Consider the following 14,658-nt stretch of genomic DNA (forward strand, 5'->3'; position numbering starts at 1 on the left):
CTTTCAAAAGGCTTGTATATATGATGCAAGACATAAAAAACTTGAGGAGATAAAAATTCTATGATGGAACAAAAGCAACTTGTTTCTGTTGTCATACCTCTGTATAACACGGAAAAATATATTGAAGAAACGATGCAGTCAATACTAGATCAAACATATAAAAACATTGAAATTGTAATTGTAGATGATGGAAGTAAAGATCAATCACCTTCTATTGTGAAAAACCTTGCTGAAAAATACCCAGGGCAAGTAAAATACGTTCATCAAAAAAACCAAGGTGTTTCGGTAGCCCGTAATACAGGTATCGAAAATGCTAGCGGAGAATATATCGCTTTTCTTGATAGTGATGACTTATGGCATCCAACTAAAATTGAGAAGCAAGTCGAAAGTATGCATAAAAACGAAATGGACGCGTGCTATTGTGGTTATATGAATTTCTACGAAGAAACAGGCGAGAAGGTTGAACATACAACAAACTTTATTAAAGGTGATATGGCAAAAGCATTCCTAACACATCAAGTTGTTGCTCAAACAAGTACTTGGATTTTCAAACGATCCATCGTAATGGATCATTACATTCGTTTTACACCAGGATGTAGTTGGGGCGAAGATTTAGAGTTTTTATTTAAACTTATGAGTGTGACAAATGTATGTTATGTCGATGAATACTTAACTTATTATAGAATCTTATCAGAAGGAAATCTTTCTTCTAAGTATAAAGATTATGAATTAAAAACGACAAAAGAGCTAGAAGTATTCAATCGTATGAAAGATTGGGTACATAATAAATCTCAAGATTTCATTACGAAAGACCCTCAGTCACTTATTGAGATTCTTGAGACTTATTTATTCCCTTATACAGTCATCAATAACGCTTGTATATATATTAAGGAAAACTCTCAATTAGATAAATCACAAGTTCAATTAATCAAAAAAGATATTAAGAAATATTGCCGTAAAATCTATTCAAAGAATGGAAAGCGTAGTAAAAAACTATATGCAATGCTTTGGTTTGTACGAATTAAATTTCTGTTTTCTTAAACTGAAAATATAACGATACTCTCTCTTTCTGTGAACAAATCAAATTTACAAATAGGACAAGCTAACCAGGTCCTAAAGAATAGAAAGGTCTTTTCTCATGAAAACAAATAAAATTCTAAAAAACGCATCCTACCTCTTTGTAGGAAACATTACTGTCCGTTTTGTACTGGCTATTGCAACAATTCTCTTTGCACGATATGTTTCTCCAGAGGATTACGGTATGTTTACAACTGCATTAGCTGTTTCAGCTGTTATTTGTTACTTTACAGATGCAGGTTTAACACATACATTTATGCGTGAAGGAACAAGAAGCGATGCTAATATTAGCGTACTAATAAGTAGTTATTTACGTATTCGTTTAATATTAGCTATCGTAATTTCTGTACTTTTCGCTATTTTTGCCCAGTTCTTCTATCCCGACGCTTACTTACGTGCGATGGTATATTGGGTTGTTCTACCAACGATGTTCGGAGCAACCTTACAAGGTGTTGGTATGGCTTACTTCCAAGTTACAGAGCGTATGCAATTTACAGCTATTATTTCTGTACTACAAGGTGTAACAGCTGCTGCTGCCCTATTATTAGGGATGTCTTTTCAATGGTCACTTATGATGGTGGCTGCCATGTACGGGGTATCTAGTCTTGTAACAGGTGTTATTGCCTTTATAATGACAATACGCTATACGAAAGTACATAAGGGTTGGGATAAAGGCATTTTAGATCAACTACTTATTTTCACAATCAATGGAATCATCATTATGCTCTTACCACAATTAGGGCCTATTATATTAGAAAAAGTTTCAACATATAAGCAAGTTGGATTCTTTGGTGCTGCATATAAAATACCTGCCGTACTATATCAAATACCTGGAGTAATTGCAGCTGCATTTTATCCAAGGCTTTTTGCTTTTGGTAATGAGCAAAATATTGAAGAACATAGAAAATTATCAAGTTTTGAATTAAAACTTATGTCTTTTTTAGGAATGGGAATTTCTATCCCCTTTATTGCTGATCCAAGTTTCTGGATTGTTAGTTTATTAGGAGAAAAATACGCTCCCGCTGGTGACGCTCTTGCTATTCTAGCGTTTATGGTTATTTTACAATCAATTAACTATCCACTAGCCGATAATTTAACAACGATTGGCCAGCAATGGAAACGTGCAACAACAATGACTATTGGATTAGTTGTTGCCATCATAGGTTATATTGTATTAGGTAGTAAATATGGAATGATGGGGGCGGCTGCCGCAGCCATCCTTACCGAAATTACACTATTAATTGGATTTACCCTCTTTATTCGTAAAGGCATGCAATTATTAGTTAAAGGAATTATATTTAATTCCTTGGCCTTTATTATTAGTTACGGTATATACCGAGTTGCATTAATCAACTTACCGCCACTAATTGCTTTAACTCTTACTGGTATACTATACGGTATGATTGGAATTGTAATTGATCCTCAAATACGTGGATTCGTTTTAGCGTTTATAAAACAAAAGCTCATTCGCAAACATGCTTAAAAGCAAAAAGCTTTTCCTATTTAAAAATGGAAAAGCTTTTTGCTTTTTTATATACCTCATTTTTCTTCAGTAAAAAAATGCTATATATTCCAGCTCAAATTGACTTACTTTCTGAAAATGCCTTATACTAAATTATATGTAAACTATGAACTTCAACGCTTGTAAAAATATATATGCTTCAAAAAAAATATATATTTTCTCATGTTAAAACTAAAGAACACACCTTTAAAAATTGGTGTGTTTTTATATGCTACCTAAAAACTAGTTGCTACATGTAACGACTTTCAAAGGAGGATTATCAATTTTTATGAGCATAAAGCCGAATAATAAATTCTTTTCCAAGAAAACAATAATAATTATGCCAATATTATTATTGTGCGCTTTTGCTTTTCATTATTTCTTTTTAACATCTAATCAAGCCTTTTCTGGTACAGGGGATGCGTTACGTCAATTTGGCTTTTTTACGTTTCTTCTACAACATGCCTTTAAAGATGGCAACCTTTTTTGGTCTTTTGATTATGGATTAGGTGGAGATTTATTTGGAGAGTTTAGTTATTATTACAGCACATCACCGTTTTTCTGGATTACACTGTTACTACCTAAACTAAGTCTTGAGCAAGTATATGACGTGAAATTATACATGAGTATTTTAAAAAACTTTTTAGCTATGTTATTCATGTATGGTTCTTTACGTTACCATAATAAAACAGCATTTTCATCTTTTGTTGCTGCTATTATATATGGTGGCTGTATTACTTTCATCCGCCACTCTTTACTATGGGATTTCATGGCTGATGCCATTGTATTTTTACCATTAGTAATATGGGGACTTGATAAATATATTATTGAAAAGAAGCGCGGACTTTTCCTAATCACTGCTACTTTAATGTTAGCATCAAACTTTTATTTTGCTTTTATCACAAGTATTTTCATATTTATTTATGCATTATTCCAATACTTTGCGACACAACAAAATAAAACGATTATCTCTTTTCTAAATTATTATATTAGAATCGGTTTATTGTACGGATTATCACTCGGTTTAGCTGCCGTTTGCTTCCTCCCATCAGTTAATGCCGTATTTAGCGCTGATCGACTATCAAAAAAGTTTGAGATACCATTATTATTTGAAGATAAATTTTATAAAGATTTAATGGAAAATATTTTCTTCATGTATAATGCTGAAAATCATCAATTAGCTTTACCAGCTTTAATTTTATTCTTAATCGTATTTGGAATTTTTATACGTGATAAACTCGTTAAAAGTAAAGTATTCTTTACGTTATTCATGTTCATTCTGTTTATGCTTCCATATACATATTCTGTGTTTAATGGTTTTTCAGCAATGCAATCTAGATGGTTTTATTTATTTGTATTTGTAATTGCCCAAACAATTGCATACATTCTAGATTGGATGATTATTCATAAGAAAGACTACAAATTACCTTATTTAATAAGTTTATTAGTGTCTATTGGATTATTCATTTATGCATTTTATAGAAAGGCAAATATAAATGTAACTGATAAACCTTTACAAGACGTTGATAACATTTTACTCGGAACTGTCGTTCTTTCTGTTATTACAGTATGTTTATGGCGCTATATTTCTAAATCATTCATACAATTTTTAGTTGTATTGAACGTCCTTGTTAGCACCGTTTCTATGAATTATATGTATGCGAATAATATACTTAGCACCGTTTACGGACAGAGCCAGATTTCAACTGAAAAGTTACACGAACCAGGCTATGATAATAAAGAAGAAATTGATGCAATTCGCTACATACAAGAAAATGATAAAGACTTTTATCGTATTCTTAATCCATATAGCGAATATAACACACCAATGCTACAAGGTTATCATGGCTTAAGTACGTATCAAAGCTTAGTTAATTATTATGTCCATGACTTTATGAAAAATAAATATGGTGTATTCCAAATGTACGATACACCTTCAATGTTTTATCAAGCTGATAGTCGACTACTACTTGAAAATATGCTAGGTGTAAAATATCGCGTATTAAGTGCTGATACAGATTCAAAGAATGTACCTTATGGATATAAACTATTACAGCAAGTAGGACCGTATAATATTTACAAAAATGACTATGCTTTACCGTTAGGATATGTATATGATTCGGCTATAAGTGAGGAAGAATTTTCTAAATTAAACTTCGCTCAGCGTGATCAATTATTATTACATGCTGTTGTCGTTAATAATACAAAAGAATTTTCATTAAACCATTTTAATAAACAAGACCTTAAATCAAAGGCAGTATCTATTAAAACGGAAAAAGCAAAATTCGAAAACATGGAAAAACAAGAAAATAAACTAATTGTTCATGGCTTTGGAAATATGATTGTACCTATCAATTATCCTGATACACCTGGTGATCTACTGATAGAATTAAAATTAAAAAATGCAGGCACATTCAATGCAACTGTTAATGGAAAAACGATAGGAAAAGGTGACGATGCTGGTGCATACTCTTATCCGTTAGAAAGGTTTGTTTACAATTTGGGCAATGAGCGTCCAGAAAATCTAACTATCTCTATTGATATGGCAGGTGAGTATGAATTAGGTGACTTGCAAGCAAATATTGTAAAATATGAAAGTGTACAAAAAGAAACAAAAAAACTAACTGAAAATAGGCTTGAAAATATTTATTATAAGAACAATTATTTAAAGGGGGATATCAAATCAAATAAAGACGGGCTTTTATATTTATCTGTCCCATATAGTAAAGGCTGGACTATAAAAATTGATGGAAAAGAAACAGAATTTACGAAAGCGAATTCTGCCTTTATCGGTGTTCCCATTACAAAAGGTTCACATGTAATCGAAATGACTTACGTTACACCTTATTTCAAATTAGGTATGACTATATCAATCATCTCACTAATTATTTGTATAGCTTTACTAATTTTCACAAATCCAAATGCACGACGAAAACTCTCTTTTAAAAATCAATAATGAGCACTCAATGAAACATGAAGCTATCTATTTAGATAGCTTCCTATAATAATACATAAATAGTATTTTAATCCACTACAAACAAGGAGTGTCAAAAATGACCCTTTCAATAGTAGTACCATGCTACAATGAAGAAAAGGTGCTTCGTGCCTTTTATTCAGAGACTTCTCTTGAAATTCATAAATTAACTACCGATTATGAATTTGTTTTTGTTAATGATGGTAGTAAAGATGATACTTTAAATATTTTACGTGATTTAGCTAGTTCAGATTCGTCAGTACACTACATATCATTTAGTCGAAACTTCGGAAAAGAAGCTGCAATGTTAGCTGGTTTAAAATATGCTACAGGCGATGCAATTGTTATTATGGATGCTGACTTACAGCACCCTCCTACGTTAATAAAAGAACTGTTAGAAGGATATAACGACGGCTACGACCAAGTCATTGCAAAAAGAACAAGAACTGGTGATTCACCCGTTCGCTCTTTCGTCTCTCGTCTTTACTATAAAGTGATGAATAAATTTGTAGATATTGAATTAGTAGACGGTATTGGTGACTTTAGACTTTTAAGTCGAAGAGCAGTAGATTCTTTATTATCTTTAAGTGAATACAACCGATTTTCAAAAGGCTTATTTTCTTGGATCGGTTATAACGAATTAATCATTGAATATGAAAATGTATTACGTTCTGATGGAGAAAGTAAATGGACCTTCTCGAAATTATTAAATTACGGAATTGATGGTGTAATTTCATTTAATAATAAACCGTTACGTCTATCTATATATCTCGGATTACTAACAACCATTTTAGGACTTTTATACGTAATCACTACGTTCGTTCAAATCATCCTTGGTGGTGTGGAAGTTCCTGGTTACTTTACTCTCATTTCCGCTATACTATTTATTGGCGGTATTCAACTCATATTCCTAGGTGTTATTGGTGAATATATCGGTCGTATTTATTATGAAACAAAACGTAGACCGCATTTTATTGTAGCTGAAAAGAAAGTTAGTGAAGTTAAACAAAAGGCATAACCAAAAAGTTACTTCTGTAGGTAGAAGTAACTTTTTTATATACTAACATTTACAAACACTTCTTTTGAAAAAATATACATTTTGAAATGATGGCATTATATGAAAGAATTTAGTATCATGATTCAAGGTACTATTTCAAGTTGGACGGAGGATACTATGAGCTTATTAACAGTTGAAAAATTAGGACATACATTTGGTGATCGTACATTATTTAAAGATGTATCTATGCGATTATTAGCAGGTGAGCACGTTGGATTAGTTGGTGCAAACGGTGTTGGTAAATCAACATTCATGAATATCATTACTGGTCAGCTTATTCATGACCAAGGTCGTGTAGAATGGACACCGGGCACACATTACGGCTACTTAGATCAGCATACTGTTTTAACGCCTGGACGTACAATCCGTGACGTACTAGCGGATGCATTTTTACCGTTATTCGAAAAGGAAAAAGCTTTAAATGAAGTTACAGAAAAAATGGGAACTGCTACACCAGAAGAACTAGAAGAACTTCTTGAACAAATGGCAGAAATACAAGATGCACTTGAAGCAGGTGGTTTCTATTTACTAGATATGAAAATTGAAGAGGCTGCACGTGGTCTTGGAATTGATGCTATTGGTTTAGATCGTGATGTTTCAGCACTAAGTGGTGGACAACGTACAAAGGTATTGCTTGCAAAGCTATTACTTGAACAGCCAGAAGTGTTATTGCTTGATGAACCTACTAACTATTTAGACGTTGAACATATTCATTGGTTAACAAATTATTTGAAAGAATATCCACATGCATTCTTATTAATTTCTCATGATACAGAATTTATGAACAAATGTGTTGATGTTATTTTCCATCTAGAATTCACAAAAATGACACGCTATACAGCGACATATGAAAAATTCCTAGAACTAGCAGAAATCAATAAAAACCAACATATAAACGCTTATGAAAAGCAGCGCGAGTTTATCAAAAAGCAAGAAGACTTCATTGCAAAAAACAAGGCTCGTTATTCAACGACAGGTCGTGCAAAGAGTCGTCAAAAGCAACTTGATCGCATGGAACTTATTGATCGCCCAGAAACAGCAATTAAACCTGAATTCTCATTTAAAGAAAGTCGCGCAAGTAGTCGCTTCGTCTTTGAAGGTGAAAATGTAGAAATCGGATATACACATCCGCTACTACCAAAGCTATCAATGACGATCGAACGTGGTGAAAAAATTGCTATTGTTGGATGTAACGGTGTTGGTAAATCAACGTTACTAAAAACAATCTTAGGTAAAATTAAGCCTTTAAGCGGTAAAACAAGCCTTGGTGACTTCTTAGAGCCTGCATACTTTGAGCAAGAAGTTAAAGCTGACAATATAACACCAATTGATGATGTATGGAATACATTCCCTGGTTTAGACCAGCATCAAATTCGTGCGATGTTAGCAAAATGCGGATTAAAAAATGAACATATTTCTCGCCCATTAAGTCAATTAAGTGGTGGAGAACAAGCAAAAGTTCGTTTATGTAAGCTAATGGGTGAGGAAAGTAACTGGCTACTATTTGATGAGCCGACAAACCATCTTGATGTTACAGCAAAAGCGGAACTTAAGAAGGCTATGAAAGCATATAAAGGAACAATCCTCCTTGTATGTCACGAACCGGACTTCTATGAAGATTGGATTACAAAAGTTTGGGATGTTGAAGAATGGTCTCAAAATAGTAAATAGTCTTTAAGAAAAAACTCCTTGTGTAGACAAGGAGTTTTTTACTTATTTTTATTAAGAATTTTTTATATTGTAGTATCCTATAAGTCGTAATCGAAATTCTTTTAATTCCGGATACGCCTCTAAATTTGCTAACATACCTCTAATTACTGGAATTCTTGGATTAAGCAATCGTATTTCCGCCTCTAAAACATCTAACGTTACTAACAACTCATCATCCTCTAATTGATCAGCTAAACTACGCTTAAATACAATAATTTCTTTTAAAAAATGCTCTTTAACTTGTTCCTTAATAAGCTCTGATTTACAAAGGAATTCTCCAAGCTTTTCTTCATGTAAAATAGGTTCTTCCGAAGATTCTACTAAGCCATCTACTAAATGATCTACTCTTTTTAAAATAAAAGCAGCGACATACGATAAATCAATTTCTGGTGCTTGTAAAATAATTAACTCTAAATAACCACGGCATATGCCTTCTACTATAATTACTAAATCCAATAAATATGGCATAACCTTTTCACCATAAATGGACAATAAACTATTCCGATAAAATGCATGAGACTCTAACTTCATCCGCATCATAAATTCTTCTACTTCTTTATTAAACGGAATTGCATTTTCTCTCGCATGCATAATAATAAATTCTTTATGCTTTTGTATATCATTAAACTGACAATGTAATTGTTTTGCAAATTTTTCACGTGGTAATAAAGACTCTTGTTCAATATCCAGCATTTTCTTTTGGATTTTGTCATAATAATATCGAAGTGTCGCTAATAAAAGCTCATCTTTCGATTTAAAATATAAGTAAAAAGCTCCCTTAGATATACCACTAGCTGTCACAATTTCCTGCACTGATGTCGCATTTACACCCTTAGTAGCAAATAACTTCATAGCCGATTCTATAATTAAACGCTCTTTTTCTTTCATATCTTCTCTCCTAAATTTAATCTCGCATCTTATTATAAATGTATTATACCATCCCTTTTTATTGACGATTGACCGAACGGTCAGTTATATTATGTATTAGACTGACCAGTTGGTCAATATAATACAAAGGGAGCGCAAACATGAACAAAATCATCAATTTCTCGTTAAAAAATAAGTTCGCAGTTTGGCTACTAACCATTATTGTTACTATTGCGGGGATCTACTCTGGACTCAATATGAAGCTGGAAACAATTCCTGATATTACAACACCGATTGTGACAGTAACTACGGTCTATCCTGGTGCTACACCAGAAGAAGTAGCTGATAAAGTTTCAAAGCCGATGGAAGAACAACTACAAAATTTAAGCGGTGTTAACGTTGTGAGTTCATCATCTTTTCAAAACGCATCTTCTATTCAAGTAGAATACGATTTTGACAAAAATATGGAAAAAGCAGAAACAGAAATTAAAGAAGCTCTCACAAATGTAAAACTCCCAGAAGGTGTTAAAGATCCTAAAGTTTCACGAGTAAACTTCAATGCTTTTCCCGTTATTTCGTTAAGCGTAGCAAGCAAGAATGAATCTTTAGCTACTTTAACTGAAAATGTAGAAAAAAATGTTGTACCGGGATTAAAAGGACTTGATGGTGTTGCATCTGTTCAAATTGCTGGTCAACAAGTAGATGAAGTACAGCTCATCTTTAAGAAAGATAAAATGAAAGAACTAGGACTAAGTGAAGATACTGTAAAAAATGTGATTAAAGGATCGGATGTATCTTTACCACTTGGCTTATACACATTTAAAGACACGGAAAAATCAGTTGTTGTAGATGGCAATATTACAACGATTAAAGCATTAAAAGAACTTAAAATCCCAGCTATACCTTCCTCACCTAACGGTCAAGGTAGTCAAAATGCTGGCGCTGGTGCACAAACGCCACAAATGAATCCAGCCGCTATGAACGGGATTCCAACAGTTACATTAGATGAAATTGCTGACATTAAAGAAGTTGGGAAAGCAGAATCCATTTCTCGAACAAATGGAAAAGAAGCAATTGGAATTCAAATTGTGAAGGCCTCTGATGCAAATACAGTTGATGTTGTAAATGCAGTAAAAGATAAAGTAAAAGAACTTGAGAAAAAGTATAAAGACTTAGAGATTATTTCAACATTCGATCAAGGTGCACCTATTGAAAAATCAGTAGAAACAATGCTGAGCAAAGCAATTTTCGGTGCTATCTTTGCGATCGTTATTATTATGCTGTTCCTACGAAATATTCGAACAACGTTAATCTCTGTCGTTTCAATACCACTTTCTTTATTAATTGCTGTTTTAGTCATAAAGCAAATGGATATTACGCTTAACATTATGACACTTGGAGCAATGACCGTTGCTATAGGCCGCGTTGTCGATGACTCAATTGTTGTTATTGAAAATATTTACCGCCGTATGTCGTTATCAGAAGAGAAATTGCGCGGAAAAGATTTAATTCGTGAAGCTACGAAAGAAATGTTTATCCCAATTATGTCTTCTACCATCGTAACAATTGCTGTATTTTTACCACTTGGACTAGTAAAAGGTATGATTGGTGAAATGTTCTTACCATTCGCCTTAACTATCGTCTTCGCTTTATTAGCATCATTACTAGTAGCAGTTACAATCGTACCGATGCTAGCTCATTCCTTATTTAAGAAAGAGAGCATGAGGGAAAAAGAAGTACATCATGAAGAAAAACCAAGTAAATTAGCAAATGGGTATAAACGCATACTTGCATGGGCTTTAAATCACAAAATTATTACATCAAGTATCGCTGTCCTTCTATTAGTTGGTAGTCTTGCACTTGTACCAGTTATCGGTGTAAGTTTCTTACCTTCTGAAGAAGAAAAAATGATTATCGCAACATACAACCCTGAACCAGGTCAAACGTTAGAAGACGTTGAAAAAATTGCAACAAAAGCTGAGAAGCACTTCCAAAATAATAAAGACGTCAAAACAATTCAATTCTCATTAGGTGGCGAAAACCCAATGAGTCCTGGTCAATCAAACCAAGCAATGTTCTTCGTGCAATATGATAACGACACGAAAAACTTTGAAAAAGAGAAAGAACAAGTCGTTAAAGATTTACAGAAGATGTCTGGCAAAGGCGAATGGAAAAACCAAGACTTCGGAGCAAGTGGCGGTAGTAACGAAATTAAACTATACGTTTACGGAGATAGCTCAGAAGACATTAAGCCTGTCGTAAAAGATATTCAAAATATCATGAAGAAAAATAAAGACTTAAAAGATATAGATTCTAGTATTGCAAAAACATATGCAGAGTACACTTTAGTCGCAGATCAAGAAAAGCTGAGTAAAATGGGCTTAACGGCTGCTCAAATTGGAATGGGACTTTCTAATCAACATGATCGACCTGTTCTGACAACAATTAAAAAAGACGGTAAAGATGTCAACGTATATGTCGAAGCTGAAAAACAAAATTATGCAACAATCGATGACTTAACAAATCGTAAAATTACAACACCACTTGGTACTGAAGTGGCTGTGAAAGATGTTATGACTGTAAAAGAAGGTGAAACTTCGAATACAGTGAAACACCGCGATGGCCGTGTTTATGCAGAAGTAAGTGCAAAACTAACATCTGATGACGTTTCAAAAGCATCTGCCGCTGTTCAAAAAGAAGTAGATAAAATGGATCTTCCTTCTGGCGTAGATGTTTCTATGGGCGGCGTTACAAAAGATATTGAAGAATCATTTAAGCAACTTGGCTTAGCGATGTTAGCTGCGATTGCCATTGTATACTTCGTTCTTGTCGTTACATTTGGTGGTGCCCTTGCACCATTCGCAATTTTATTCTCGCTACCATTTACAATTATCGGAGCTCTTGTTGCCTTATTAATCTCTGGTGAAACATTAAGTGTATCTGCAATGATTGGGGCGCTTATGTTAATCGGTATCGTTGTAACAAACGCAATCGTGCTTATCGACCGCGTTATTCATAAAGAAAATGAAGGACTATCAACACGTGAAGCTTTATTAGAAGCTGGTGCAACACGCCTTCGTCCAATTTTAATGACTGCAATTGCAACAATTGGTGCTCTTATCCCGCTTGCATTAGGATTTGAAGGTAGTGGCTTAATTTCTAAAGGACTTGGTGTAACGGTAATTGGTGGATTAACAAGTTCAACGTTATTAACACTTCTTATTGTTCCAATCGTTTATGAAGTATTAAGCAAATTTAAAAAGAAAAAAACAAAATAATAAAAAATAACCTCGCTAACTGCGAGGTTATTTTTTATTTCCAAACAAGACTAGAAAATCACCATAGCCTTCTTTCTCTAATTCCTCTTTTGGAATAAATCGAAGGGCTGCAGAATTAATGCAGTAACGAAGTCCATTTGGTCCTGGACCGTCTGGAAATACATGCCCAAGATGTGAATCTCCTTCCTTACTTCTCACTTCTGTACGCGTCATATTATGACTCACATCCATCTTTTCTTTCACACTTGCTGACATAACTGGTTTTGTAAAACTAGGCCATCCACATCCACTATCAAATTTGTCTAGAGAAGTAAATAGCGGCTCACCTGAAACGATGTCTACATAAAGACCTTCCTCTTTATGGTTCCAATACTCATTTCGAAATGGTGGTTCTGTACCATTTTCCTGCGTTACATAAAACTGCATCTCATTGAGTTTTTCTTTTAAATGAGCATTATCCTTTGGCCAATGTTGCTTAATAAAAGCATCTCGTCCTGAGCCTTTACGATATAACTCATAGCGGAATGTGTTTTTCTTATGATATCCTTGGTGATATTCTTCAGCTGGATAAAATGTAGCTGCTGGTAGTATTTTTGTCGCAATTGGTTTTGAAAAGCGCCCACTCTGCTCAAGTTCTTCTTTTGAGACTTCTGCTTTTTTATGTTGTTCTTCATTATGATAAAAAATCACTGTTTCATAAGACTGTCCGCGGTCGTGGAATTGTCCTCCAATATCGGTCGGATCAATTTGTCTCCAATATATATTTAACAATTCCTCATACGACATTTTATTTGCATCAAATGTAATTTGTACCGCTTCATAATGTCCTGTTGTTTCTGAGCACACTTCTTTATACGTTGGGTCCTCTTTATGACCGCCTGTATAACCTGAAATAACCTGTATAATGCCCTCCATCTCTTCAAATGGAGAAACCATACACCAGAAACACCCTCCAGCAAATGTAGCTAACTCTACCTTTTCATTTACAGCCATTACTTCACCCCTATTCTATATTCTCCTTACAGTATGGCATAAGAAACATAATGTTATAAAAGAAAAAGCATCGAACATCGATGCTTTTTCTTTACTTCACTTTATTTTTTCCAACATCCTTCTCCATTTCATCACTTGTCACGTCTAAAACATCTAGTAAGAAAATGAAGATTGGAATACCGATAATCAGTCCCCATACACCTAAGAAGTGCTCTGAGAAAATTAATACCATAAAAGTATAGAAAATCGGTAAATTTGTTTTTTGCGACATAAACTTCGGATTTAATACGTAACTTTCAAGCGCATGAATCACTGTTACGATAACTAAAATATAAACAACGTACATAATACCGCCAATATTGTAAGCAATCATACAAAGTGGGAATAACGAAATGATAACCCCCGCTACTGGAATTAATCCAAGCAAGAAAATCATTAATGCTAAACCTAATAATTGCGGGAATCCTAATATCCATAATGCGATAACTGAAAGAACACAGTTAACAACAGCAATTAAAAATTGTGCTTCGATTACCTTTCCAAATGAACGTGCAAATTTCTTTCCGAAGTACTCAATTTCAGTATAGAAAATTGCAAGCCTGCTTTCTTTAAACTTTGCAGTAAAACCAACAATACGAGATTTTTCTAATAAGAAAAACAAACTCAAAATTAAAGAAAGTAAAACTTGAAGGCCAAATTTACCAACATTCGTAATCGATTTATACAAAATGTCTACGCCTTGTCCTACATATTTAGAAAGCTCCATATGATTGACAGCATTAACTGCATACTTAATTAGTTCACTATCTGGTGGGTTTCTTAAAAATACATTGAATTGGTAAATCAGTTGTGAAATTTGTATCGTCAATACTGGTAAATATTTAAATAGCGTAATAGCAATTCCACCAATTAACATTACATATAGAAATGCTATAATAATTTTTCGATTAATAGGCATGAAATGATCTAATTTGCGGGAAATAAACTTTTGGAATCGATCCATTAAATACGTGAGAATAAACGTAATTAATATTAAATTCAACATACTTTGCAGCCCGTATAACACGAGAGCAAGTATTACTAATACGAGTAACCTCTGAAATCCTTTACTTTGAAACAGGTTTTTTATTTGCATAATCGACGAATACTCTCTCCTGTCCTATAAACTAAAACGTTAATAAGTAGATTTCTCTCTCTTTTC

At 33.6% G+C, this 14,658-nt stretch carries 9 protein-coding genes; 6 read left to right on the plus strand and 3 right to left on the minus strand.

The features are described from left to right. The first annotated feature begins 60 nt into the window (after positions 1-60). The 5 genes from MKY21_RS27345 to MKY21_RS27365 all read left to right on the plus strand — a co-directional run bounded on the left by MKY21_RS27345 (position 61) and on the right by MKY21_RS27365 (position 8,280). Positions 61-1,041, plus strand: a complete 981-nt coding sequence (locus tag MKY21_RS27345) for a glycosyltransferase family 2 protein (RefSeq protein ID WP_000970521.1) — start codon at positions 61-63, stop codon at positions 1,039-1,041. Between the two features lie 97 nt (positions 1,042-1,138). After that, positions 1,139-2,560 carry an oligosaccharide flippase family protein gene (locus MKY21_RS27350; protein ID WP_000856143.1) on the plus strand — a complete coding sequence of 474 codons (1,422 nt, stop codon included), beginning with the start codon at positions 1,139-1,141 and terminating at the stop codon, positions 2,558-2,560. 307 nt (positions 2,561-2,867) lie between these two features. Then, entirely contained in the window at positions 2,868-5,534 is a 2,667-nt protein-coding gene (locus MKY21_RS27355) for a YfhO family protein (protein ID WP_137074482.1), read from the plus strand. 97 nt (positions 5,535-5,631) lie between these two features. Then, on the plus strand, positions 5,632-6,570 hold the full coding sequence (locus MKY21_RS27360; protein ID WP_000175827.1) for a glycosyltransferase family 2 protein: 939 nt from the start codon (positions 5,632-5,634) through the stop codon (positions 6,568-6,570). A 156-nt stretch (positions 6,571-6,726) separates the two neighbouring features. Next, positions 6,727-8,280 carry an ABC-F family ATP-binding cassette domain-containing protein gene (locus MKY21_RS27365; protein WP_000055410.1) on the plus strand — a complete coding sequence of 518 codons (1,554 nt, stop codon included), beginning with the start codon at positions 6,727-6,729 and terminating at the stop codon, positions 8,278-8,280. 51 nt (positions 8,281-8,331) lie between these two features. Here the strand turns inward: MKY21_RS27365 and MKY21_RS27370 are convergent, their stop codons facing one another. Then, the gene (locus tag MKY21_RS27370; RefSeq protein ID WP_000659645.1) at positions 8,332-9,207 is read right to left on the minus strand and encodes a TetR/AcrR family transcriptional regulator; all 876 of its coding nucleotides are present in this window, start codon (positions 9,205-9,207) and stop codon (positions 8,332-8,334) included. A gap of 140 nt (positions 9,208-9,347) precedes the next feature. On the opposite strand from MKY21_RS27370, the gene MKY21_RS27375 reads away from it, so the two are divergent. Beyond that, entirely contained in the window at positions 9,348-12,464 is a 3,117-nt protein-coding gene (locus tag MKY21_RS27375) for an efflux RND transporter permease subunit (RefSeq protein WP_137074481.1), read from the plus strand. 27 nt (positions 12,465-12,491) lie between these two features. Here MKY21_RS27375 and msrB read toward each other — a convergent pair whose 3' ends face one another. Together msrB and MKY21_RS27385 are read right to left on the minus strand one after the other, a co-directional pair. Continuing rightward, positions 12,492-13,457, minus strand: coding sequence for a peptide-methionine (R)-S-oxide reductase MsrB (gene msrB, locus MKY21_RS27380; RefSeq protein ID WP_016118975.1), 966 nt, complete (start codon positions 13,455-13,457; stop codon positions 12,492-12,494). Positions 13,458-13,548: 91 nt separating this feature from the next. Continuing rightward, on the minus strand, positions 13,549-14,592 hold the full coding sequence (locus MKY21_RS27385; protein ID WP_001166010.1) for an AI-2E family transporter: 1,044 nt from the start codon (positions 14,590-14,592) through the stop codon (positions 13,549-13,551). Positions 14,593-14,658: the final 66 nt, after the last annotated feature.

Origin of the sequence: Bacillus sp. FSL R9-9497 (assembly GCF_038005805.1) — a bacterium.
Taxonomy (GTDB): Bacteria; Bacillota; Bacilli; order Bacillales; family Bacillaceae_G; genus Bacillus_A; species Bacillus_A cereus.